At 73.2% G+C, this 21,167-nt stretch carries 24 protein-coding genes; 13 read left to right on the top strand and 11 right to left on the bottom strand.

What is annotated here, in order from left to right:
- Positions 1 to 89 precede the first annotated feature (89 nt).
- Positions 90 to 587 (top strand): nuclear transport factor 2 family protein, encoded by a 498-nt coding sequence (locus Q7L73_RS23290; RefSeq protein WP_304694013.1) that lies wholly within the window; start codon positions 90 to 92, stop codon positions 585 to 587.
- A 58-nt stretch (positions 588 to 645) separates the two neighbouring features.
- On the opposite strand, the gene Q7L73_RS23285 is transcribed toward Q7L73_RS23290, so the two are convergent.
- On the bottom strand, positions 646 to 1,578 hold the full coding sequence (locus tag Q7L73_RS23285) for a PfkB family carbohydrate kinase (RefSeq protein ID WP_304694011.1): 933 nt from the start codon (positions 1,576 to 1,578) through the stop codon (positions 646 to 648).
- A gap of 120 nt (positions 1,579 to 1,698) precedes the next feature.
- Between Q7L73_RS23285 and Q7L73_RS23280 the strand changes: the two genes are divergently transcribed.
- The 7 genes from Q7L73_RS23280 to Q7L73_RS23250 all read left to right on the top strand — a co-directional run bounded on the left by Q7L73_RS23280 (position 1,699) and on the right by Q7L73_RS23250 (position 8,414).
- The gene (locus Q7L73_RS23280) at positions 1,699 to 2,652 is read left to right on the top strand and encodes a zinc-binding dehydrogenase (protein WP_304694009.1); all 954 of its coding nucleotides are present in this window, start codon (positions 1,699 to 1,701) and stop codon (positions 2,650 to 2,652) included.
- A gap of 12 nt (positions 2,653 to 2,664) precedes the next feature.
- Positions 2,665 to 4,116 carry a DEAD/DEAH box helicase gene (locus tag Q7L73_RS23275; protein WP_304694007.1) on the top strand — a complete coding sequence of 484 codons (1,452 nt, stop codon included), beginning with the start codon at positions 2,665 to 2,667 and terminating at the stop codon, positions 4,114 to 4,116.
- Positions 4,116 to 4,583, top strand: coding sequence for an NUDIX domain-containing protein (locus Q7L73_RS23270; protein WP_304694005.1), 468 nt, complete (start codon positions 4,116 to 4,118; stop codon positions 4,581 to 4,583). The genes Q7L73_RS23275 and Q7L73_RS23270 overlap by 1 nt, the downstream gene beginning before the upstream one ends.
- Before the next feature lie 75 nt (positions 4,584 to 4,658).
- Positions 4,659 to 5,114, top strand: a complete 456-nt coding sequence (locus Q7L73_RS23265; RefSeq protein WP_304694003.1) for a peptidylprolyl isomerase — start codon at positions 4,659 to 4,661, stop codon at positions 5,112 to 5,114.
- A gap of 99 nt (positions 5,115 to 5,213) precedes the next feature.
- A complete protein-coding gene (locus Q7L73_RS23260; protein ID WP_304694001.1) occupies positions 5,214 to 5,627 on the top strand; it encodes a cupredoxin domain-containing protein in 414 nt (137 codons plus the stop codon).
- Complete coding sequence (locus tag Q7L73_RS23255; protein WP_304715670.1) at positions 5,627 to 7,045, top strand: DUF1800 family protein; 1,419 nt, start codon at positions 5,627 to 5,629, stop codon at positions 7,043 to 7,045. The genes Q7L73_RS23260 and Q7L73_RS23255 overlap by 1 nt, the downstream gene beginning before the upstream one ends.
- A gap of 16 nt (positions 7,046 to 7,061) precedes the next feature.
- A complete protein-coding gene (locus Q7L73_RS23250; RefSeq protein WP_304695938.1) occupies positions 7,062 to 8,414 on the top strand; it encodes a DUF1501 domain-containing protein in 1,353 nt (450 codons plus the stop codon).
- Here Q7L73_RS23250 and Q7L73_RS23245 read toward each other — a convergent pair whose 3' ends face one another.
- Together Q7L73_RS23245 and Q7L73_RS23240 are read right to left on the bottom strand one after the other, a co-directional pair.
- Positions 8,415 to 9,020 carry a TetR family transcriptional regulator gene (locus tag Q7L73_RS23245; protein WP_304695936.1) on the bottom strand — a complete coding sequence of 202 codons (606 nt, stop codon included), beginning with the start codon at positions 9,018 to 9,020 and terminating at the stop codon, positions 8,415 to 8,417.
- Positions 9,004 to 10,437, bottom strand: a complete 1,434-nt coding sequence (locus Q7L73_RS23240; protein ID WP_304695934.1) for an MFS transporter — start codon at positions 10,435 to 10,437, stop codon at positions 9,004 to 9,006. Before Q7L73_RS23240 ends, Q7L73_RS23245 begins: the two co-directional genes overlap by 17 nt.
- 149 nt (positions 10,438 to 10,586) lie before the next feature.
- Here Q7L73_RS23240 and Q7L73_RS23235 point away from each other — a divergent pair, with 149 nt between their 5' ends.
- Together Q7L73_RS23235 and Q7L73_RS23230 are read left to right on the top strand one after the other, a co-directional pair.
- Positions 10,587 to 12,125 carry a succinic semialdehyde dehydrogenase gene (locus Q7L73_RS23235; RefSeq protein ID WP_304695932.1) on the top strand — a complete coding sequence of 513 codons (1,539 nt, stop codon included), beginning with the start codon at positions 10,587 to 10,589 and terminating at the stop codon, positions 12,123 to 12,125.
- Positions 12,126 to 12,184: 59 nt separating this feature from the next.
- Positions 12,185 to 12,937, top strand: coding sequence for a hypothetical protein (locus tag Q7L73_RS23230; protein ID WP_304695930.1), 753 nt, complete (start codon positions 12,185 to 12,187; stop codon positions 12,935 to 12,937).
- On the opposite strand, the gene Q7L73_RS23225 is transcribed toward Q7L73_RS23230, so the two are convergent.
- From Q7L73_RS23225 to Q7L73_RS23215, 3 genes are all read right to left on the bottom strand, one after another.
- Positions 12,915 to 13,448: a hypothetical protein gene (locus Q7L73_RS23225; RefSeq protein ID WP_304695929.1), complete on the bottom strand. Its 534-nt coding sequence runs from the start codon at positions 13,446 to 13,448 to the stop codon at positions 12,915 to 12,917. The two genes, Q7L73_RS23230 and Q7L73_RS23225, sit on opposite strands and share 23 nt — an antisense overlap.
- A gap of 13 nt (positions 13,449 to 13,461) precedes the next feature.
- On the bottom strand, positions 13,462 to 14,544 hold the full coding sequence (locus Q7L73_RS23220; RefSeq protein WP_304695928.1) for a phosphotransferase family protein: 1,083 nt from the start codon (positions 14,542 to 14,544) through the stop codon (positions 13,462 to 13,464).
- 114 nt (positions 14,545 to 14,658) lie between these two features.
- The gene (locus Q7L73_RS23215) at positions 14,659 to 14,958 is read right to left on the bottom strand and encodes a hypothetical protein (protein ID WP_304695927.1); all 300 of its coding nucleotides are present in this window, start codon (positions 14,956 to 14,958) and stop codon (positions 14,659 to 14,661) included.
- A gap of 157 nt (positions 14,959 to 15,115) precedes the next feature.
- Here Q7L73_RS23215 and Q7L73_RS23210 point away from each other — a divergent pair, with 157 nt between their 5' ends.
- Positions 15,116 to 15,973, top strand: a complete 858-nt coding sequence (locus Q7L73_RS23210; RefSeq protein WP_304695925.1) for a DNA-formamidopyrimidine glycosylase family protein — start codon at positions 15,116 to 15,118, stop codon at positions 15,971 to 15,973.
- Between the two features lie 44 nt (positions 15,974 to 16,017).
- Entirely contained in the window at positions 16,018 to 16,488 is a 471-nt protein-coding gene (gene bcp, locus Q7L73_RS23205; RefSeq protein WP_304695923.1) for a thioredoxin-dependent thiol peroxidase, read from the top strand.
- A 61-nt stretch (positions 16,489 to 16,549) separates the two neighbouring features.
- Here the strand turns inward: bcp and Q7L73_RS23200 are convergent, their stop codons facing one another.
- The 5 genes from Q7L73_RS23200 to Q7L73_RS23180 are packed head-to-tail and all read right to left on the bottom strand — an operon-like array spanning position 16,550 to position 18,493.
- The gene (locus Q7L73_RS23200) at positions 16,550 to 16,798 is read right to left on the bottom strand and encodes a hypothetical protein (RefSeq protein ID WP_304695921.1); all 249 of its coding nucleotides are present in this window, start codon (positions 16,796 to 16,798) and stop codon (positions 16,550 to 16,552) included.
- Between the two features lie 52 nt (positions 16,799 to 16,850).
- On the bottom strand, positions 16,851 to 17,255 hold the full coding sequence (locus Q7L73_RS23195; RefSeq protein WP_304695919.1) for a PIN domain-containing protein: 405 nt from the start codon (positions 17,253 to 17,255) through the stop codon (positions 16,851 to 16,853).
- On the bottom strand, positions 17,243 to 17,503 hold the full coding sequence (locus Q7L73_RS23190; RefSeq protein WP_304695917.1) for a type II toxin-antitoxin system Phd/YefM family antitoxin: 261 nt from the start codon (positions 17,501 to 17,503) through the stop codon (positions 17,243 to 17,245). The genes Q7L73_RS23195 and Q7L73_RS23190 overlap by 13 nt, the downstream gene beginning before the upstream one ends.
- A gap of 31 nt (positions 17,504 to 17,534) precedes the next feature.
- Positions 17,535 to 17,855 (bottom strand): TfoX/Sxy family protein, encoded by a 321-nt coding sequence (locus tag Q7L73_RS23185; RefSeq protein WP_304695916.1) that lies wholly within the window; start codon positions 17,853 to 17,855, stop codon positions 17,535 to 17,537.
- Between the two features lie 50 nt (positions 17,856 to 17,905).
- Positions 17,906 to 18,493, bottom strand: a complete 588-nt coding sequence (locus Q7L73_RS23180) for a dihydrofolate reductase family protein (protein ID WP_304695914.1) — start codon at positions 18,491 to 18,493, stop codon at positions 17,906 to 17,908.
- Between the two features lie 121 nt (positions 18,494 to 18,614).
- On the opposite strand from Q7L73_RS23180, the gene Q7L73_RS23175 reads away from it, so the two are divergent.
- Positions 18,615 to 21,167, top strand: a 2,553-nt coding sequence (locus Q7L73_RS23175) for a hypothetical protein (RefSeq protein ID WP_304715668.1), incomplete at its 3' end; no start/stop codon positions are given.

Here is a 21,167-nt window from a genome sequence, read left to right as displayed (position 1 = left end):
TTCAGCCCCAAGTATCGCGTGCATCGATCCTGCACGCCACCACCCGGTCACCCTACCCGCACCACCCGACGCCGCTGTAGCCTCGGCCGATGGCGAGCGAGATGGAGTCCACAACCGCGACGGCCGCCTACTGCGCCGCCGTCGACGCCGGTGACCTCGAGGCGCTGCGCGCGACGCTGGCGCCGGGCGTGACGCTGAAGTCGCCGATCACCGACAGCTTCGAGTTCAGCGGCCGCGAGCAGGTGCTGGCGGTGATGCGAGAGGTGTTCGTCGTCACGAGCGAGCGCCGCTTCAGCGCCGACGCCGGTGACGCGCGGCAGCGGGTCCTGACCGGCCACGCGAAGGTGCGCGGCGTCGCGCTCGACGAGTCGGTCCACGTGACGCTCGACGAGGCCGGTCTGATCACGCGGCTGGTGCTGTTCATCCGGCCGCTGCCGGCGCTGACGACGCTCGCGGCGGAGCTGGGTCCGCGCGTCGCGCGCCAGAACAGCCCGGCACGCGCCGTCGCCGTGCGCGCGATGCTCGGTCCGCTGGCATTCATGATGCGCAGCGGCGAGAAGCTGGGCGCGCGACTGGCGCACCCCTGATCGGCGTGAATCCGCTGGTCTCGTCGACCAGCAGACTCACGCTGACGGAGCGAGCTGTCTACGCGCGCAGCTCGACCGGCGCGTCGACGAAGTGGGTGATCTTCTGCAGCTCGGCGACGCGCGCGGTGACCTCGTCGCGCGTGAGGCGCGAGACGCGCTCGGTGCCGAACTCCTCGACGTTGTAGGAGGCGATCGCGGTGCCGTACGCCATCGCGCGGCAGAGCGTCTCGTGCGAGAGGTCCTCGCCGCCGTGCGCGGCGAGGTAGCCGACGAAGCCGCCGGCGAACGAGTCGCCCGCGCCGGTCGGGTCGTTGACCGTCTCCAGCGGGTAGGCGGGGAGGCCGAAGAAGCCCTCCTCGGTCAGCAGCGCCGCGCCGTACTCGCCCTGCTTGGCGACGACGACCTTCGGGCCCATCGCGCGGATCTCGCGGGCCGCCTGGACGAGGTTCGCCTTGCCGGTCAGCTGGCGGATCTCGGCGTCGTTGAGGAGGACGCAGTCGACCGTCTCGATCGTCTTGATCAGCGAGTCGCGCGCGATCTCGATCCACAGGTTCATCGAGTCGAGCGCGACGAACTTCGCGTTGCTCTGCTCGCGCACCGCGCGCTGCACGTCCGGCTGGATGTTGGCGAGGAACAGCACCTCGCTGTCCTTGCTCGCCTGCGACAGCTTCGGGTCGAACTCGCCGAAGACGCCGAGCTGCGTGTCGTCGGTGTGCGCGGTGTTGATGTCGAAGTCGTAGTGCGCTCTCCAGAAGAACGTTCTGCCGCCCGGCACGTGCTCGACGTCGTCGGTGTTGATGCCGCGCGTGCGCAGGATCGCGTACTCGGCGTCGCCGAAGTCGTCGCCGACGGGGCCGACGACGCGCACGTCCGTGAAGAACGACGAGGCGAGCGAGAAGTGGACCGCGGCGCCGCCGAGCATCTTCTCGCGGGTGCCGAAGGGCGTGGTGACGGCGTCGAACGCGATCGAGCCAACGACGGTGAGGGCCATGGAGCGGACGATTCTTTCGGTCGGAGTCAGAGACGGACGCGCGCGCGTGACGACGTGCGCGACGAACGCACAGGGTATCGGCGGTCACCGCGCGCGGCCTCCTCTAGCCTCCGGCGCCATATGCGCGCGATCCAGCTGAGGGAGTTCGGCGGGCCGGAGCAGCTGCAGCTGGTCGAGCTGCCGAGACCCGTGCCGGCGGAGGGCGAGCTGCTGATCGAGGTCAGCCGCGCCGGCCTCAACTTCGCCGACACGCACCAGCGCCACAACGTCTACGTCGCGAAGGCGGAGCTGCCGCTCGTGCCCGGGATCGAGGTCGCCGGCCGCCGGCTCGACACGGGCGAGCGGGTCGTCGCCGTCTGCGGCAGCGGCGGCTACGCCGAGTACGCGACCGCGCCGGCCGCTCGCACCTTCCCGATCCCCGACGGCGTCTCCGACGAGACCGCGCTCGCGCTGCTGATCCAGGGCCTCACCGCCTGGCATCTGTACGAGACCAGCGCGCGCCTGCGCGCGGGCGAGTCGGTCGTCGTCGTCTCGGCCGCCGGCGGCGTCGGCACGCTCGCGACGCAGCTCGGCCGCGCGCTCGGCGCCGGCCGCGTGATCGCGACCGCATCGACCGCCGAGAAGCGCGCGCTGACGCTGGAGCTGGGTGCCGACGCGGCCGTCGACGGCGACGCCGACGGCCTCACCGAGCGGCTGCTGGAGGCCAACGGCGGCAGACCGGTCGACGTCGTGCTGGAGCTGGCCGGCGGCGCCGTCTTCGACGCCTGCTTCGAGGCGCTCGCGCCGTTCGGCCGGATCGTCGTGCACGGGATCTCCTCGCGCGAGCAGAACGAGCTGCGCACCGGCAAGCTGCTGAAGACCTCGCGGACCGTCGCCGGCTTCTGGTTCAACCACCTGTGGGAGCGGCCGCAGCTGGTCCGCACGGCGATCGACGACCTGCTCGCGCGCGCGGGAAGAGGCGAGCTGCGGGTCGTCGTCGGCGCCACCTATCCGCTCGCGCAGGCGGCGCAGGCGCAGATCGACCTCGCCGCCCGCCGCACCACCGGCAAGCTGCTGTTGGACCCACGCGAGTAACCTGAGGGACTAGTGACTACTTTCGCTGAACTCGGACTCTCCGCGCCCGTCCTCGACGCGCTGCGCGATGTGGGGTACGAGAACCCCAGCCCGATCCAGGAGCAGGCGATCCCGCCGCTGCTCGCCGGCAACGACATGATCGGCCAGGCGCAGACCGGATCGGGCAAGACCGCGGCGTTCGGGCTGCCGCTGATGGAGTACGTGGATCCCTCCGACTCCGACGTCCAGGCGCTCGTGCTGACGCCGACGCGCGAGCTCTGCATCCAGGTGACCCAGGCGCTGCGCTCCTACGGCGCGCGCAAGGGCGTCGACGTCGTCGCCGTCTTCGGCGGCGCTCCGATCCGCTCCCAGCAGGCGCAGCTGCGCGCCGGCGGCCACGTCGTCGTCGGCACCGTCGGGCGCGTCAAGGACCTGATCTCGCGCCACTCGCTGATGCTGACCGGCTGCCGCTTCATCGTGCTCGACGAGGCCGACGAGATGCTCGACCTCGGCTTCCTCGAGGACGTCGAGAGAATCATGGCGCTGACGCCCGGCAGCCGCCAGACCGCGCTCTTCTCCGCGACGATGCCGCCGGAGATCAGAAAGCTCTCGCAGAAGTACCTCTACAACCCGGTCCACGTGAAGGTCAGAGCGGCGACGCTGACCGTCGACACGGTCGAGCAGTTCTCGCTCGAGGTCTCCCAGCGCGAGAAGGCCGAGGCGCTCGTGAGAGTGCTGGAGGCGGAGAAGCCCGACCAGGCGATCGTCTTCGTGCGCACGAAGATCCGCTGCGACCAGCTCTACCGCACGCTGCGCGACAAGGGCATGAACGTGAAGGCGCTGCACGGCGACATGAGCCAGGGCGCCCGCGACGGCGTGATGCTCGGTTTCAAGGGCGGCCGCGTGCCGATCCTCGTCGCGACCGACGTCGCCGCCCGCGGCCTCGACATCTCGTCGGTCACGCACGTGATCAACTTCGACGTGCCGACCTCGCCGGACGTCTACGTCCACCGCATCGGCCGCACCGGCCGCATCGGCCGCTCGGGCCGCGCGATCACCTTCTACGACTCGAAGCAGAAGAGGGACATCGAGGCGATCGAGCGCCACACGAGCACGCCGATGGCGCCGTGGACCGAGGGCGCCAGAGTCGGCACCCGCAAGGTCGAGGTCAAGCCCAAGCGCCACGAGACCAAGCCGCACGACGTCGCGCCGACGCGCGCCGGCGACGGCGCTCCGGCCGCCGACGGCGCCCGCACGCGCCTCGTGATCGCCGGCGGCCTCGCGCAGGGGATCGAGCCGGCCGACCTGATCCACGCGATCACGACCGAGGCCGGCGTCGACGGCGAGTCGGTCCGCAACATCCGCATCCTCGAGCAGTTCGCCTTCCTCGACGTGCCGGCCGCGCAGGCCGAGACGGTCGTCTCGAAGCTCGACGGCTTCGACGTCGAGGGCCACAAGCTCCGCTTGGAGCCGGTCCGCGCCTGATGGCCAGACGCAGCGCCGGCATCCTGCTCCACCGCCGCGCTGACGGCGGGGAGCGGGAGGTGCTGCTGGTCCACCCCGGCGGGCCCTTCTGGGCCAAGAAGGACGCCGGTGCCTGGTCGATCCCGAAGGGCGAGCACGGCGACGACGAGCAGCCGCTCGACGCCGCCCGGCGCGAGTTCGCCGAGGAGCTGGGCGTCGCGCTGCCGGCCGGCGAGCCGGTCGCGCTCGGCGAGATCAGACAGAAGGGCGGCAAGCTCGTGAGCGCGTGGGCGGTCGAGGGCGACCTCGACGCCGAGCGGATCGTCTCCAACACCTTTGAGATGGAGTGGCCGCCGCGCTCGGGCAAGCGCGCGAGCTTCCCGGAGGTCGACCGTGCCGGCTGGTTCACGCTGCCGGCCGCGCGCGAGAAGCTGCTCGCGGCCCAGCTGCCGCTGCTCGACCGGATCGCCGAGCTGGCCGGCGGGTAGTAGGGTCGAAACCGGACCCACCGCAGTGCACACGCTTCCCCCGTCCACCGCCAATCCCCTCCCGGAGGAGTGCCGATGTCCCAGGCCACCATGCACACCAGCCACGGCGCGATCGTGATCGAGTTCTTCGACGACGACGCCCCCAACACGGTCGCGAACTTCCGCAGACTGTCGGAGGAGGGCTACTACGACGGCCTCACCTTCCACCGTGTGATCAAGGACTTCATGATCCAGGGCGGCTGCCCGCAGGGGACGGGCACCGGCGGCCCCGGCTACGAGTTCGAGGACGAGTTCAACGACCACAAGGTCGTCCGCGGCGCGCTCGCGATGGCCAACCGCGGCCCGAACACGAACGGCTCGCAGTTCTTCCTCGTGACGACCGACGCGGCCCCGTGGCTCGACGGCAAGCACACCGTCTTCGGCCAGATCGTCGAGGGGATGGACGCGATCGACGCGATCGAGGCGCTCGAGACCGACGCGCGCGACCGCCCGGTCGAGCCGGCCGGGATCGAGAGAATCGAGCTCAGCTGAGCTGAGCGCCCGCGGGCGCGCGCAGCTCTGAGGTCAGAGTCCGTGCAAAGGCGGCCGGTCGCCCTGCAGCGGTCGCGCCGGCCGCCGATACTCCTGAGCGTGCACGCAGGGTCGTCTCGTCTGCTCGGCGCCGTGGTCGCGGCGGTGCCGGCCGCTCTCGCGGTCGTCGTCGTGACCGTGCCGTCGGCTCCCGCCGCCAAGCGCCCGGCCGCCTCGACGGCCGTCGGCGTCTCCCAGCGTGAGTTCCGCCTGACCCCGTACCGCACGCGCGTGCCGGTCGGCGAGGTCCGCTTCAACGTCACGAACTTCGGCGAGGACGTCCACGACCTCGTCGTGCGCGACGCACGCGGCCGCGTGCTGGCGAGATCGGCCGAGGTCAGATCGGGCGGGCGGCTGACGCTCGCGGTGAAGCTGAAGCGCGGCCGCTACCGGCTCTCCTGCGACGTCGCCAACCACGCCCAGCTGGGGATGCGCGCCGGCTTCACCGTCGTCAAGCCGCGCGGGGGCCGCTGATGGCGCGCCGTCGCAGCGCGCCCGCGCCGCGCGCCGGCACCGCCGCGCGCCGGCCGCCTCGCCCGGCCGCCTCCGCCGCCCGCCGCCGCGGCTCCTCCGGCTGGACCGAGGCCCACGTCCACCGCCTCTTCTGGCGCGCCGGCTTCGGCGCGACCGCCGCCGAGGCGCGCGCCTGGGCCGCCCGCGGCCGCGCCGCGACGATCGACTGGATCGTCGACGGCCCGCCCGGCGGCACGAAGCTGCACGGCCCCGCGCCGCGCGTCGACGGGCGCAAGCTCGACCCGGTCAACGAATGGGGCCACGACCAGCTCTGGTGGCTGGACCGGATGGTCCGCAGCAACCGCCCGCTGGTCGAGAAGATGACGCTCTTCTGGCACGACCACTTCGCCACCTCCGAGCAGGACACGCCGCGGATGCTGGCGCAGAACCGGCTCTTCCGCAGCCACGCGCTCGGCGGCTTCCGGCCGCTGCTGAAGCAGGTCACGCGCGACCCCGCGATGCAGCTGTTCCTGTCGCTGGCGGACTCGACCAAGGAGCACCCGAACGAGAACTACGCACGCGAGCTGATGGAGCTGTTCACGCTCGGCAGGGGCTACAGCGAGCGCGACGTGCGCGAGGCCGCGCGGGCGCTGACCGGCTACCGCTCGAAGTGGACCAACAAGGGCTTCCAGGGGATCCGCTACGAGGCCGAGGAGCACGACGACGGCGTCAAGCGGATCCTCGGCAGAAGGGGCAGGTTCGGCGTCGACCAGGTGCTCGACCTCGTCTGCGACCACCCGCGCCACGCGCCCTTCCTCGTCACCAAGCTGTGGCAGTTCTTCGTCGCCGCGCCGCCGTCGCCGGCGACCGTGCGCGCGCTCGCCGCGACCTACCGCCGCAGCGGCCTGCAGGTCAAGCCGGTCGTGCGGCAGATCCTCGAGCACCCGGCGCTCTACAGAAACCTCGCCGCGCCCGACCTCGTCAAGGCGCCGGTCGTCTACATCGCCGGCGCGCTGCGCACGACCGGCTCGGCGATCACCGACAACTGGCCGGTCTGGCTCTCCTCGACGATGGGCCAGCAGCTGTTCCAGCCGCCGTCGGTCGCGGGCTGGGACTGGGGCCCGCGCTGGATGTCCTCCAACGCCGTGCGCCAGCGCTTCGTGCTCGGCAACTACGTCGTCAACTACGGCCGCCCGAGAGTCCGCAGAGGGGCGTACAAGGCGTCGCTGAGACCGGACCGCGCGGTCGCGATCGCGATCGCCGCCGTCGGCTCGCCGCCGGTCTCCGCAGCCGAGCGCGCGGCGCTGACGAGACTGGCGCGCCACTGGTTCGACGACATCCCGAAGTCGTGGCGCGACAAGGCCGACTGGCGCGCCGAGTCGCTCCAGCGGACGCTGCGCCACCTGCTGATCGCGGGCCCGGGAGCCCAGCTGTGCTGAGACGAGGAGTGAGCTGATGCGGCCGGTCCACAAGGGCTGCGACGACTTCCGCCAGACGTCCGCCGCCGCGCGCGACCGCTGGCTCGTGCCGCGCCTCTCCCGTCGGCAGGCGATCGGCGGCGGCCTCGGCGGCGCGCTCGCGATCTGGGCCGGCCGCGCGATGGACTTCGGCGGCGTGATCGAGGCGGCGACGGCGGAGGCCGCCGCGGCCCCTGCCGGCCGCGTGCTCGTGAGCGTCTTCCTGCCCGGCGGCGCCGATCTGCTCGACACGCTGCCGCCGGTCGGCCAGTACGGCACCTACGCCGACCTGCGCCCCGGCACCAAGCTCGCGTCGCCGCCGCTGCTGGGCGGCACCGGCCTCGGCATCCACCCGTCGCTGACGGAGGGGATCGGCGGCGGCGTGAAGGGGCTGTTCGACGCCGGCAAGGTCGGCTTCCTGCCCGGGATCGACTACGCCAACCCCGACCTCTCGCACTTCCACTCGCGCCACTTCTGGGAGACCGGGCTGATCAGCGAGCGGGCCGCGCCCGGCTGGCTCGGCCGCTGGCTCGACCGCCACGGCTCGGCGGAGAACCCGCTGCAGGGGCTGACGCTCGGCTCGACGCTGTCGCCGGTGCTGGCGACCGGCAAGGCGCCGGTCGCGGCACTGGAGTCGCCGCGTGACGTCGGCCTCGACGTGTGGGGGACCGAGGACAAGACGCGCCCGAGACTGCTGGCGGCGTGGGAGCAGCTGACGCACGCGACGCGCGGCGGCGGCGACGGGCCGCAGTCGGTCCGCACCGCGGCGGTGCTGGCCAAGCGCGTCGGCGACCGGCTCGCGCCGTACGCCGAGAAGGACGGCAAGGACCCGCTCGCGCCGGTCGTCGCCTACCCGGAGGACGACGGCTTCTCGACGCGCCTGTCGCGGCTGGCGGCGCTGATCGCGCAGCCGCTCGGCGTGCGCGTGGCGGCGGTCCAGGCCGACGGCGAGTTCGACACGCACGACAACCAGCCGGAGGATCTCGCGAGAGCGCTCAGATCGGTCTCGCAGGGGCTCGCCGCCTTCCAGGCCGACCTCGAGGCGCGCGGCGTCGCCGACCGCGTCATGACGCTCGTCTGGTCGGAGTTCGGCCGCCGCCCGAAGGGCAACGAGTCGGCCGGCAGCGACCACGGCGCCGGCGGCGTCGCCTGGGTCCAGGGCAACCACGCCGTCGGCGGGGTCCTGACCGTCTACCCGAGCCTGACGGCGCTGGACCGCGACGACAACCTGCGCGTGACGGTCGACTTCCGCAAGGTCTACGCCTCGCTGATCGAGGGCTGGCTCGGCACCGGGGCCGACGAGGTGATCCCGCGCGCGGGCGCCTACGGCCGGCTGTCGCTCGTGCGCTAGCTAGAGCGTCGCGAAGCCGTCGAGCAGCAGCCGCATCGCGCGCTCGATCGCCGCGAAGTAGCTGGCCGCGTCGTCGTGGTCGGCGAGCAGGATCGGCAGCGTCACGCCGGTGACGGCGCCGGCCAGCGCGCGCAGCTCGAAGTCGTCGGCGTCGCGGCCGGTGCGCTCGGCGAACAGCTGCGCCAGCAGGTCGAGCGAGCGCAGCGCGTCGCCGAGCAGCCGCGGGCGCAGCTCCGGCTCGGCGCCGAAGATGCGCTTGCGCCGCTGCTCCTGCTCCCACGCCCGCAGCGGCAGCGTCTCGCGCGCGGACGTGAGCGCCGAGATCAGCGCCTCCAGCGGCGTCAGCCCCGCCGGCTGGGCGCGGTAGGCGTCGATCCAGATCGGATCGAGCGCGTCGTAGGCGACCAGCTCCTCCTTCGTCGGGAAGTAGCGGAAGAAGGTCGACTGCGACACCTCGGCGGCGGCGGCGATCTCGTCGACGGTCGTCTCGGCGTAGCCCTGCCGCTCGAACAGGCGCAGCGCGGCGTCCTGGATCGCCGCGCGCGTTCTCGCCTTCTTGCGCTCGCGCAGGCCCGCTCTCGGGAGCTGCTCAGACGGGGATGCCATCCGCAGATTGTGCTGCCTCCGCGGCCGGCGCGCCTCTCGGAAGCGCGACGAGCGTCAGCAGCAGCGCCACCGCGGCAGCGGCCGCGCTGACGAGCAGCAGCGTGTCCATCCCGTCCAGGAACGCCTGGCGGCTGTCGCCCGGGCCGGCGTACTGCGCGGCGAGGATCGTCCCCAGCAGCGCGACGCCGAGCGTGCCGCCGACCTGGCGGACGGCCTGGATCAGCGCCGAGCCGGAGCCGGCGCGCTCGGCCGACAGCTCGCCGAGCGCCGTGTGCATCGCGGTCGGCAGCGCGAGGCCGAAGCCGGCGCCGACGACGGCGATCCAGACGGCCGCGAAGCCGTAGCCGCTGCCGAGGTCGGTCGTCGCGCCGGCCGCGAGGCCGCCGGCCATCAGCGCGAAGCCGAGCCCGAGCACGGCCTTCGTGCCGAGCCGCTCCAGCAGCCGCTCGCCCGCTCTGGAGCCGACGACGAGGCCGCCGATCAGCGGCAGCAGCTTGAGCCCGGTGCCGAGCGCGTCGGAGCCCTCGACGATCGCGAAGTACTGCGGCGCGACGAACAGCAGCCCGAAGACCGCGAACGAGACGACCGTCGCCAGCAGCGTCGCCCACACATAGCGCGGGCGCTGCAGCAGCGCGAGGTCGATCAGCGGATGGCCGCCGGGCGTGCGCGCGAGGCGGACCTGCATCCAGCCGAACAGCGCCAGCAGCGCGACCGCGCCGCCCAGCTCGGCGAGCACGGCGGCGTCGCCCCAGCCGCGCTCGCCGGCCTCGATCGCGCCGAACGTCAGCAGCGCGAGGCCGGTCGCCGAGAGCGCGATCCCGCGCAGGTCGATCCGCGGCGCGACGCTCGCGCGCGACTCCGGCACCAGCAGGACGATCGCGACGAGCCCGGCGATCACGACCGGCACGTTGATGAGGAAGATCGAGCCCCAGGCGAAGCGGTCCAGCAGCAGGCCGCCGAGGATCGGGCCGAGCGGCAGCGCCAGCGCGGTCGCACCGACCCAGGCGGAGACCGCCTTCGCCCGCTCTCTCTCGCCGAACAGGCCCGGCAGGACCGCCATCGACAGCGGCATCGCGCCGGCGCCGCCGAGGCCGAGCAGCGCGCGGGCGGCGATCAGCTGGCCGGAGTTGGAGGCCAGCGCGCAGCCGAGCGAGGCGACTCCGAACAGCGCCAGCGAGGCGAGCAGCAGCCGCTTGCGGCCGAAGCGGTCGCCGAGCAGGCCGGCCGGCAGCAGCGCGGCGGCGAAGACGAGGTTGTAGGCGTTGGCGATCCACTGCAGCTGGCTGGTGGAGGCGTCGAGCTCGTCGGCGAGCGTCGGCAGCGCGACGTTGACGATCGTCGCGTCGAGCCCGACCACGAGGACGCCGAGCGCGAGCGCGGCGAGCGCCCACCAGCGCCGCGGGTCGTCGTGCATCATGGGTGTTCCTGTCTTTTGGAGGTTGCTAGAAAATGACAGTAACACTCAGTTTGTGCGCGCGCAAATTGGCCAGCCGGCCAAACGCGACCCGGAACCCGGTAGGGTGGGAGGGAGAGGCGAAACCGACCGCACCTGGAAGGAGAGGGTCGATGGCGAGTGTCGAGCAGGTCCCGGCTGCCGCGAAGAACGGCACCAATCCCGGAATCCCCGTGGAGAACCCCGCGACCGGCGAGACGATCGCGACGATCCCGACGCTCTCCACGGCCGAGGTGAAGGCGCTCGTCGGCAGAGCGCGCGCCGCCCAGCCGGCGTGGGAGGCGATCGGCTTCGAGGAGCGCGGCAAGGTCCTGCGCCGCGCCCAGAAGTGGGTCACCGACAACTCCGAGCGGATCATCGCGACGATCGTCAGCGAGACCGGCAAGACCTACGAGGACGCCCAGCTGGCGGAGATCATGTACGCCGCCGCCGCCTTCGGCTTCTGGGCCAAGGAGGCGCCGAACCTGCTCGCCGACGAGCCGGTCAAGTCGGCCAACCCGCTCGTCAAGGGCAAGAAGCTGGTCGTGCGCTACCGCCCGGTCGGCGTCGTCGGCGTGATCGGCCCGTGGAACTTCCCGCTGACGAACTCCTTCGGCGACTGCATCCCGGCGCTCGCCGCCGGCAACAGCGTGATCCTCAAGCCGAGCGAGGTGACGCCGCTGACCTCGCTGCTGATGGCCGAGGGGCTGCGCGCCAGCGGCCTGCCCGAGGACGTCTTCCAGGTCGCCACCGGCGACGGGGCGACCGGCGCCGCGCTGATCGACGAGGTCGACTTCGTGATGTTCACCGGCTCGACCAAGACCGGCAAGAAGGTGATGGAGCGGGCCGCCAAGACGCTCACGCCGGTCGGCCTCGAGCTGGGCGGCAAGGACCCGATGATCGTCCTCTCCGACGCCGACGTCGAGCGCGCCGCCAACGCCGCCGCCTACTACTCGATGAACAACGGCGGCCAGGTCTGCATCTCGATCGAGCGCGTCTACGTCGAGGCGCCGGTCTACGACCAGTTCGTCGCGAGAGTGACCGAGAAGGTCGGCAAGCTGCGCCAGGGCCGCTCCTCCGGGCCCGGCTCGGTCGACGTCGGCGCGGTCACCTTCCCGCCCCAGCTCGACATCATCGACAGCCACGTCAGAGACGCCGTCGCCAAGGGCGCGCGCGTGCTGACCGGCGGCAGAGTCGCCGACGGCCCCGGCATGTTCTACGAGCCGACCGTGCTCGTCGACGTCGACCACACGATGTCGTGCATGACCGAGGAGACGTTCGGCCCGACGCTGCCGATCATGAAGGTCGCCGACGCCGACGAGGCGCTGCGGCTCGCCAACGACTCGCCCTACGGCCTGCAGGCGTCGGTCTGGTCCAAGGACCTGCGCCGCGGCGAGGCGCTCGCCCGCCGCGTCGAGGCCGGCACCGTCTGCGTCAACGACGCGCAGGTCAACTACACCGCGCTGGAGCTGCCGATGGGCGGCTGGAAGACCTCCGGCCTCGGCACCCGCCACGGCGCCGGCGGGATCCGCAAGTACACGCAGCAGCAGACGCTGCTGGTGACGCGCTTCGCGGGCAAGAGAGACCCGCACATGTTCCCGTACAAGAAGCGCACGACGCAGCTGCTGGGCAAGCTGACGAGACTGCTGTACGGCCGCGGCAAGCGCGACTAGGGAACGATCAAGGGGATCTCTCCCATGCGGGCGCGGCGCCGGTGCGCGAGCGTGGTGGCATGTCCACTCGCCTTCGCATCGCCGCCGCTGCCGCCGCGGCGCTGACCCTCGCGCCGGCCGTCGCCGACGCCGCCGTCAAGCCCACGCCGGACTACTACAACCTCGAGTACGTCGCCGACGTCAGCTACCGCCATGTGCGCGAGACCGACGACGCCGACAACAAGGAGGTGACGACCGCCAGCTTCCACCTGCGCGGCGAGGAGGACCGGGTCGAGGTGCTCGACGGCCAGCTCCACGGGCCGTTCTCGGTCCGCGGCATGATCGTCACCGACGCCTCAGCCAGATTCGCCTCGACGACCGAGGGCGGCACCGACGAGACGTGCAGCGGCGACGAGGTCGGCAGCTACAGACACGGCTCGCTCTTCCCCGGCCGGCCGGCCTACGGCTGGCCCGCGAACGAGATGGCGCTGGCGCCGTTCATGTACGTCGAGATCCCGATGACGTGCAGCGACAGCGACGGCGGCAGCGGCACGTCGAGAGTCTCGCTCTCGACCTTCTCGCCGAGAACGAACAGACCGGCGCCAAGCCGCTTCCACATCCGCCTCAAGCTGCCCGAGGCCGGCGTCAAGAAGGGCAGCAGAGGGATCGAGTGGTCGCTCAGACGCAGCGACAGCGGCAAGAGAGACTGTCCCGGCCGCGACTACTACACGAGAGTCTGCACGACGACGGTGGACGGCTGGCTGCGGCTGACGCCGGCCAAGCCGCCGAAGCAGAGAAGAGGCCGCGCGCCTAGCGCGAGAGGCACGCGTTGATGCCGAGTCTTCTCCACGCTCTGTTGGCCGGCGCGGTGACGAGGTCGAGTCTTCTCTGCAGCTGCGCATAGACGTCGATCGGGTCGCCGCCTCTTCTGATCGCGACGATCGCCTGCTCGACGAGCTGGAGCTGGCGGGCGTTCGCCGCGACCGCCAGCGCGTAGTCGTCCTGCAGCTCCTTCTTCGGTCTCAGCGCCTGCAGTCTCGTCAGCGCGGGGCGCATGATCGTCAGGCCCTCGGCGAGGAAGCGCTCGCCGCCGGCCGGCGCGTTGGGGACGGCGACCGTGTCGGTGCGGTCGTTCGCTCTGACGCAGATCTCGCTCGCCTGCGAGCGCAGCTGCTCGGCGCTCAGTCCCTTGTCGCCGCAGCCCTTCGCGATCAGCACGATCGCCAGCAGCAGCACGACGCCGCCGGCGATCAGCAGCGCGCGGCTCGGCAGCGCGACGGCGCCCCTGCGGGGAGCAGGGGTGCGACGGGAGGACTGCGGGGCACGTCGGGTCGGCTGCGGCACGGGCGCCTACAGGCTAGTGGTCGCTGCCGCCGGCAACGTTCCAGGCGCGCTCGGCGAGCGCCGGCACGCCGCGGTCCAGCAGCGCGAAGAAGGGGTCGTCGGTCGTGCCGGCGAGCAGCCGTCTGTAGGAGCCCTCGAGGAAGATCGCCGCCTTCCACAGCGCCAGCGTCGCGTACCAGCGGACGTCGCGCATCGAGCGGCCGGAGACCTCCTCGTAGCGCGCGATCAGCTCGTCGCGCGTCGGGAAGCCCGGCTGCATCGTGACCGCGCCGAGCGCGAAGACGGTGCCGACCTGCTCGTCGCCGGGCTGGGCCCAGGTCGCGGCGAGGTAGCCGACGTCGGCGAGCGGGTCGCCGATCGTCGCCAGCTCCCAGTCGAAGATCGCCTCCAGCCGCGCTGGCGCCTGCGGCGCGAACATCGTGTTGCCGAGGCGGTAGTCGCCGTGGACGATCGTCGCCGCGCCCGACTCGGGGCGGTTGGCGGCCAGCCAGGCGCTGACGCGGTCGAGCGTCGGCAGCTCGCGCGTGCGGTTGTGCTCCCACAGGCCGGTGAAGCGGCGCAGCTGGCGTTCGAGGTAGCCGGTCGGCTTGCCGTAGCCCTCCAGGCCGCAGGCGCGCCAGTCGACGGCGTGGACCTCGACGAGCGCGTCGATCAGCTGCTCGCCGATCAGGCGGCGCTGCGCGGGCGGGTCGAGATGCGGCGGCAGCGCCCGCATCAGCACGTCGCCCTCGACCTTCTCCATCACGTAGAAGGGGGCGCCGATGACGGTCGTGTCGTCGCAGGCGGCGAGGACCTTGGGCGTGCGGGCCGGGGTCGGCTCCAGCGCCGTGAGCAGCTGCGCCTCGCGCAGCACGTCGTGGGCGGAGGGCGGCAGCGGCGGGCGCGGCGGGCGGCGCAGCACCAGCTCGGTCGCGCCGCGGCGGATCAGGTAGGTGACGTTCGAGTGGCCGTCGCCGACGGTGGTCGCCTCGATCGGGCCGGCGTCGGCGCCGAGGCCGCGGGCGTCGAGCCAGGCGGCGAGCGGGTCGCGGATCAGCAGCGGCGGCAGCGGCTGCTCGGCCGCCTGCGCGTGCGTGTCGACGATCGCCTCGCTCATCGACGCAACGCTATGCGAGCGCGCGGTCGTCAGGTCGCGGTTGCGGCGGAGGCCGCACGCTCGCCGGGCGCGAGGGGGTCGCGCCCGGCGAGGGCCGCGGGGACGGGCAAGGGCTCAGGCCGCTGTGAGCAGGGTGCGTGCTCCGACGATCGCGTCGAAGCCGCGCGCGGCCTGCATGCGGGCCGGGTCGCCGACGAAGCCGGCGACGCCGGCGCCGGTCGCGAGCGCGGTCTGCGTCAGCAGCGTCGCGAGCCTGTCGCGGCGTGCCTCGGCGTCGGCGCTGGGGTTGGTCGACCACTGCGGATCGTCGGCTTCGACGACGATCGTGACGTTGCGCGGGGAGTAGGCGGCGGCCGCGGCAACCAGCTCCGCGTCACGTCCCTCGGTCCCGGCGATGAGGAGGATGTCAGTCATCATGGCCGCCAGTCTGGTCTCAGGTCGTAAAGCGTCTTTAACGCCTTCGACATGGCTTGCTGAAGATTGCTGAGTGCGTGCTTAAACCGCCTACGCGAGCGCGAGTTGCGCGGTTCACCGGAAAGCCGTTCCTACCGAATCGCTACGCTCGTGGCGCATGCCCGAGCTGCCTGAGGTCGAGATCACCGCGCGCCTGGTCGGGGCGGCGGTCGCGGGCGCGCGCGTGGAGTCGACGCTCGCGCCGGGGATCAACGCGGTCAAGACGTTCGATCCGCCGCTGCACGCGCTCGACGGCGCCGCGTTCGTGGCCGAGGACCCGATCGTGCGGCGCGGCAAGCAGTTCGTGCTGCGCTTCGACAACGGCCTGGTCGTGCTGCTGCACCTGATGTCGGCGGGGCGGCTGCAGCTGTACGGCAGAAGAGCGGGGCCGCGCGACAGAACCTCGCGCGTGCTGTGGCGGCTCGACGACGGCCGCGAGCTGCGGCTGCGCGAGTTCGGCACCAAGCAGGCGGCGTGGGTGAAGACGCTGCCTGGCATCGAGGCGGTCGACGCGGAGGAGTCGGTCGCGACGCTCGGGCCGGAGGCATGGCCCGACCCGCCGCCGTTCGGCCCGCTGCTCGCGCACGCGCGCCCGCTGCACACGCTGCTGCGCGACCAGCGCGTGATCGCCGGCATCGGCCGCTCGTGGGTCGACGAGATCCTCTGGCAGGCGAGACTGTCGCCGTTCAAGCGCGGCAAGGATCTGAGCGACGCCGAGGCCGACGCCCTGCGGCAGGCCTCGATCGAGAGCCTCGGCGGCGCGATCGACCACTACGCCGCGACCCTCTCGCTCCCGCTGCCCGACAGACTGCCGCTGCCGCTGAAGGTCCACCGCAGACAGGGCGAGCCCTGCCCCTCCTGCGGCGAGGAGCTGAAGGCCGTCCACTACGAGGACTACACGATCGCCTACTGCCCGCTCGAGCAGACCGACGGCAAGGTGCTGAAGGACCGCCGCATGTCGAGACTGCTGAAGTAGGCCGTATTCTCCGCGGCAGCGTCCGCGAGCAGCGAAAGGCAGCCATGATCGAGACCGGCGAGAAGGCCCCCGAGTTCACCCTCCCCGACCAGGACGGCAACGACGTCAGCCTGTCCGGCTTCGCCGGCAAGACGGTCGTCCTCTACTTCTACCCGCGCGCCGACACGCCCGGCTGCACCACCCAGGCCTGCGGCGTCCGCGACCACCTGCCCAACTACGCCGAGGCCGGCGCCGTCGTGCTCGGCATCTCGCCCGACCCGGTCGCCGACGTGAAGAAGTTCGCCGACAAGTTCGCGCTCGACTTCACGCTCCTCGCCGACGCGGACCACGCCGTCTGCGACGCCTACGGCACCTGGACCGAGAAGTCCATGTACGGCAAGAGATTCTGGGGCGCCCAGCGCGCGACGTTCATCATCGGCTCGGATGGCGTGGTCGCGCACGTGATTCCGAGAGTCTCGCCGAGAACCCATGACGACGAGGTCCTGAAGGCGCTGGAGCAGCTGGCGGCGGCGTAGGGGCACCCCTCCCGGACCTGCTGGCGGAATCGGCTCCGGAAGAGCGGCCTAGGCCTAGTTCCTAGGCGAGCGGGGCCTGAAGGCCTTCCGAAAGCGCTCGCGCGTGATCGGCGAGCCGAGTGAGGTCAGCGAGAGCCTGCGGGTCGCGGCCAGAGAGTGCTCGATCCTGAACTTCGCGCAGCGCTCCCAGTGTTTCGCCCAGATATTCGCGGCGCGGTTTCGTCGGGATCGATCTCGTCGCCGATGCGGATCGCGAAGTCCCAGAGTCCGCATCTGCGGCGATTTCGAGCAACGTGTCGATGTCGGCCATGGGCGGACGTCACCTCGTGACTCTTGGAGCCTGCGACGGTCTTTGCCGGGCCTTAGCTGACTGGCTTGATGTGCCGCACCGTCAGGCCGGGGATGCGTTCGAAGTCGCGGGGGTTGGCGGTCGCGACGGAATAGCCGTGGGCGAGGGCGGTGGCGCCGATCCAGAGGTCGTGGGCGCCGATCGGAGTGCCGGCGGCATCGAGCTGGGCCCAGGCGGCTGCGTGGGCGCGGGCGACGCGGCCGTCGATCGGGATCGGATCGAACGCGGCGAGGATGTGCTCGACGAACGCCTGGCGGCGGGCGCGGATGCGGTCGTCGGCGGCGCGGTGCACGCCATGCAGCAGCTCGCTCTGGGTGATGATGCTGATGGCGCGGTCATCGTCGCCGGTGACAGCGTCGAGACTGCTGCGGCCGCGTTCGATGTCGATCAGGACCGACGTGTCGATCAGGATGGCCACGCGCTGTCCGGCGGGCCAACCTGTGCGCGGGCGCGCGTCACGTCGGAGGCGAAGTCGTCATCGACCGCGGGAGCGCTTGCGAGCAGCTCACGCCAACGCTGCGCGGAGATCGTGCGTCTGCCCGTCGCCGGTCGCAGCTCGGCGATCGGCACGCCGTTGCGGACGATCTCGATCTCCTCGCCGGCGTCGACCTGATTCATCACGGACGAGAACCTGCGTGCGACGTCGGTTGCGGTCAGGCGGACCATACGCCGACCGTATCAGATAAATCTGATCGGCTCAGCGGCCCGCCGCGAACGCCACGCCGCGCTCGACCCAGTCGGCGAGGGCGGCGTCGGCGGCGGTGCCGGCGGGGTCGACGAAGACGGAGCCTCTGGACGGTCTGCCGGTGAAGTCCATCGGGCGGACGTGGGGTTCGTCGAGGGCGGCGTCGGCGGCGTCGGCGCCGAGGCGGACGAGCAGGGCGTCGCCGAGGACCGCGCAGGCGAGTCTGCCGCCGGCCATGAAGGCGAGACCGCCGAACATGCGCCGTTCGGCGATCTCGTCGCGGCCGGCGAGGAGGGCGCGGACGCGGGCGGCAAGCTGCTCGTCGTGGGCCATCGGGACGATTCTCGCGCACGCCGCGGCCGGCTTCCGGGCGCCGCCGGCGCTCAGCTGACGCGGTAGCGCAGGTGGGTGACGCCGACGCCCTCGGAGACGACCGGGTCCGACAGTCTCACCGGCGCTCTCGCCAGCTCGGCGAAGAACGGCACGCCGGTGCCCATCACGACCGGCACGAGGTTGATGTTGAGCGCGTCGAGCAGGCCGGCGTCGAGGCACTCGCGCACGAGCGTCGGCGTCGCGACCGCGACCCATCTGTCGCCGGCGGCCGCCTTCGCCTGCGCGATCGCGCTCTCGACGCCGTCGGTGACGAAGACGAACGAGCCGGGCTCGCCCGGCACCTCGGCCGGCGGCTCGTGCGTGAGGATGAACGCCGGCACGTTCATCGGGTGCCGGCCGCCCCAGGCGTCGGCGAGGTCGTAGTAGCGCCGGCCGCCGACGACCGCGCCGACGTTCTCGATCCCCTCTCTGAGGATCTCGGCGCTCGCCGCGCTGGTGCGGAAGGCGAAGCCGGGCGTGCCGGTCGGCACCTCGACGTCGCCGCCGAAGAACCAGCCGTGCAGCGCGTCCGTGCGGTCGTCGGGGTCAGCGACGAAGCCGTCGAGCGACATCGCCATGTCTGCGATCACCTGGGTCATTGCGGGTCTCCTTGGGGTTGCGCTGCCGGACTGGGAGCAGCCTCCCGCGCGGCGGGCGCGAGAACATCGGCCAGGTGGGTGAGATCGCCCGCGGCCGGCGCATCGGCCACACTGCGGGGTGGTGGAGAGCGGGGTCCTCACATTGGTCGCGGCGGAGCCGGCGATCGTCTCCCAGCACGCGACGGCGGACGACGCGCTGGCGGCGGCGCGGGCGCTGCTGGAGACGTCGCCGGGCGTGCGGATCGGGCTGCAGGCGGCCGGCGCGGGCGGTGCGGGCCGCGCGGCGGCGCTGCGGCGCGCGCAGCGGCTGTGCGAGGCCGCCGGCCCCGGCCAGGTGCTGCTCGGCGCGGCGGGCGCGGCGCTGGTGGGGGAGCCGGCGCTGCTGGAGGATCTCGGCGTCCACCGCCTCCGCGACCTCGGCCCGGCCGAGCGGATCCACGTGCTGCGGGCGGGTGGCGGCGCGGGCGCGGCCGGTGCGCTCGACACGCTCGACGCGACGCCCAACAACCTGCCGGTCCAGCCGACCAGCTTCGTCGGCCGCGGCGGGGAGCTGGCGCGGCTCGGCGAGCTGCTCGGCAGCGCGCGGCTGGTGACCGTCACCGGCCCCGGCGGCTGCGGCAAGACGCGGCTCGCGCTCCACGCCGCCGCCGAGCAGGCCGGGCGCTGGCCCGGCGGCGTCTGGTGGGTCGACCTCGCCGCCGCCGACGACCCGCAGCAGGTGGCCGAGCTGACCGCGACGGCAGCCGGCGTGCTGGTCGAGCCGGTGCAGGGGCCGCTGCGCTCGCTCGTCGCCCAGCTCGCCGAGCGGCGCGCGCTGCTCTGCCTCGACAACTGCGAGCACCTGCGCGACGGCGCCGCCGCGCTCGCCGAGGCGGTCGTCGCCGCCTGTCCCGAGGTGGCGGTGCTGGCGACCTCGCGGATGCCGCTCGAGGTCGGCGGCGAGGCCGTCCACGAGCTGGAGCCGCTTGGGGCGGAGGATGCGATCGCGCTGTTCGCCGAGCGGGCCGCGGGGGTGCGGCCGGGGTTCGCGGGGGTCGCCGCGGAGGTCGGCGTCGCGCCCGTCGCCGAGGACGCCGACGCCGGGGTCGGCGGCGCGGGCGTCGCCGGGGACGCAGACGCCGCCACGGTGCGGACCCTCTGCGCGCGGCTGGACGGGATCCCGCTCGCGCTGGAGCTGGCCGCCGCCTGGCTGCGGACGCTGACGCCGCTCCAGATCGAGCAGGGCCTCGACGATCGCTTCGCGCTGCTCGTGCGCGGCGCGCGCGGGGCGGCGCCGCGCCAGCGGACGCTGCTCGCCTCGGTCGACTGGAGCCATGAGCTGCTCGGCGAGCAGGAGCAGATCGTGCTGCGGCGGCTGGCCGTCTTCCCCGGCGAGCTGCCGCTGGAGGCGGCGCGCGCGGTCTGCGCCGGCGGCGATGTCGCCGCCTCCGACGTGACGCTCGCGCTCGGCCGGCTGGTCGACAGCTCGCTGCTGGTCGCGCGCCACGACGGCGGCGCGGCGCGCTACCGGCTGCTGGAGACGATCCGCGCCTACGCCGCCGAGCGGCTCGGCGAGGCCGGCGAGGCCGAGGCGGCCCGCGACCGCCTGCTCGACTGGGCGCTCGCCTTCGCCGAACGCCTCGCGCCGCTGCTGGAGCGCGACAAGGACGCCTGGCGCGAGCGCGTCGAGGCCGAGCACGACAGCGTCCGCGCCGCGCTGGCGTGGGGGTTGGGGGAGCACGACCCTCGCGGGCGGCGGCTCGCGGCCGAGCTGCCGTGGCTGTGGCACCTCGGCCGCCACGGCAAGGAGGGCGGTGCGGCGCTGCGGGCGGCGGTCGCGCTGGCGCCGCAGGAGCGCTCGCCGCTGCAGGCGCGGCTGCTGTGGGGCGTCGCGCTCGTCGCCGACACGAGCGCGCCGCTCGACGTCGAGTACGACGCCGCCCAGCGCGCGCTGGAGCTGGCGCAGGAGCACGACGACGGCCGCCTGCGCGCACGCTGCCTGGTGCTGGCGGCGGTCGGCCAGTTCTACACCGACTTCGACGCCGCGCTGGAGCTGGCCGCGGCGGCGCGGGCGGCGGCCGAGGTCGTCGGCGACCCGTTCGCGCGCGACGCCTCGCGCGGTTTGGAGGGGATCGTCCTCCACCTGCGCGACCGCCACGACGAGGCCGATCCGCCGCTGGCCGCGACCGCCGCCGCCCTGCTCGCGCGCGGCGACCGCGGCATCGCCGCCACGCTGCTCGCGTTCCGCGCCCACGGCGCGCTCTTCCGCGGCGAGGTCGAGGCGGCGCTCGACGCGGCGCGCGAGGCCGTCGCCGCCGCGACCCCGCTCGCCGACCACCTCCGCGTCGGCATGGCCCGCAGCGCGCTCGCGACCGTGCTCGCCGCCCGCGGCGATGCCGAAGCCGCCGCGGACGTGCTCGCGCCGGTGGTGCGGCTGGTCGAGAGCGCGCGCGATGCGGGCGGCCTCGATGCCGGGGCGACGGCGGGCGGCGGGGCGGGCGCGGATGGTGCGGCGGCGGGCGTGGGCGGTGCGGCGGCGGGCGTGGGCGGTGCGGCGGCGGGCGTGGGCGGTGCGGCGGCGGGCGTGGGCGGTGCGGCGGCGGGCGTGGGCGGTGCGGCGGCGGGCGTGGGCGGTGCGGCGGCGGGCGTGGGCGGTGCGGCGGCGGGCGTGGGCGGTGCGGCGGCGGGCGTGGGC

It is taken from the genome of Conexibacter sp. CPCC 205762, assembly GCF_030646155.1.
Lineage (GTDB): Bacteria > Actinomycetota > Thermoleophilia > Solirubrobacterales > Solirubrobacteraceae > Conexibacter.
This window is presented reverse-complemented; position numbering and strand designations above follow the sequence as displayed.

What these genes read in the sequence shown, in the direction of transcription:
- Q7L73_RS23255 (WP_304715670.1), top strand. Translation starts at nt 5,627, where the DNA reads ATGGCGCGCCGTCGCAGCGCGCCCGCGCCGCGCGCCGGCACCGCCGCG.
- Q7L73_RS23270 (WP_304694005.1), top strand. Translation starts at nt 4,116, where the DNA reads ATGGCCAGACGCAGCGCCGGCATCCTGCTCCACCGCCGCGCTGACGGC.
- Q7L73_RS23180 (WP_304695914.1), bottom strand. Translation starts at nt 18,493, where the DNA reads ATGACCCAGGTGATCGCAGACATGGCGATGTCGCTCGACGGCTTCGTC.
- bcp (WP_304695923.1), top strand. Translation starts at nt 16,018, where the DNA reads ATGATCGAGACCGGCGAGAAGGCCCCCGAGTTCACCCTCCCCGACCAG.
- Q7L73_RS23250 (WP_304695938.1), top strand. Translation starts at nt 7,062, where the DNA reads ATGCGGCCGGTCCACAAGGGCTGCGACGACTTCCGCCAGACGTCCGCC.
- Q7L73_RS23235 (WP_304695932.1), top strand. Translation starts at nt 10,587, where the DNA reads ATGGCGAGTGTCGAGCAGGTCCCGGCTGCCGCGAAGAACGGCACCAAT.
- Q7L73_RS23220 (WP_304695928.1), bottom strand. Translation starts at nt 14,544, where the DNA reads ATGAGCGAGGCGATCGTCGACACGCACGCGCAGGCGGCCGAGCAGCCG.
- Q7L73_RS23265 (WP_304694003.1), top strand. Translation starts at nt 4,659, where the DNA reads ATGTCCCAGGCCACCATGCACACCAGCCACGGCGCGATCGTGATCGAG.
- Q7L73_RS23280 (WP_304694009.1), top strand. Translation starts at nt 1,699, where the DNA reads ATGCGCGCGATCCAGCTGAGGGAGTTCGGCGGGCCGGAGCAGCTGCAG.
- Q7L73_RS23290 (WP_304694013.1), top strand. Translation starts at nt 90, where the DNA reads ATGGCGAGCGAGATGGAGTCCACAACCGCGACGGCCGCCTACTGCGCC.
- Q7L73_RS23285 (WP_304694011.1), bottom strand. Translation starts at nt 1,578, where the DNA reads ATGGCCCTCACCGTCGTTGGCTCGATCGCGTTCGACGCCGTCACCACG.
- Q7L73_RS23215 (WP_304695927.1), bottom strand. Translation starts at nt 14,958, where the DNA reads ATGACTGACATCCTCCTCATCGCCGGGACCGAGGGACGTGACGCGGAG.
- Q7L73_RS23240 (WP_304695934.1), bottom strand. Translation starts at nt 10,437, where the DNA reads ATGATGCACGACGACCCGCGGCGCTGGTGGGCGCTCGCCGCGCTCGCG.
- Q7L73_RS23200 (WP_304695921.1), bottom strand. Translation starts at nt 16,798, where the DNA reads ATGGCCGACATCGACACGTTGCTCGAAATCGCCGCAGATGCGGACTCT.
- Q7L73_RS23230 (WP_304695930.1), top strand. Translation starts at nt 12,185, where the DNA reads ATGTCCACTCGCCTTCGCATCGCCGCCGCTGCCGCCGCGGCGCTGACC.
- Q7L73_RS23190 (WP_304695917.1), bottom strand. Translation starts at nt 17,503, where the DNA reads ATGGTCCGCCTGACCGCAACCGACGTCGCACGCAGGTTCTCGTCCGTG.
- Q7L73_RS23245 (WP_304695936.1), bottom strand. Translation starts at nt 9,020, where the DNA reads ATGGCATCCCCGTCTGAGCAGCTCCCGAGAGCGGGCCTGCGCGAGCGC.
- Q7L73_RS23185 (WP_304695916.1), bottom strand. Translation starts at nt 17,855, where the DNA reads ATGGCCCACGACGAGCAGCTTGCCGCCCGCGTCCGCGCCCTCCTCGCC.
- Q7L73_RS23210 (WP_304695925.1), top strand. Translation starts at nt 15,116, where the DNA reads ATGCCCGAGCTGCCTGAGGTCGAGATCACCGCGCGCCTGGTCGGGGCG.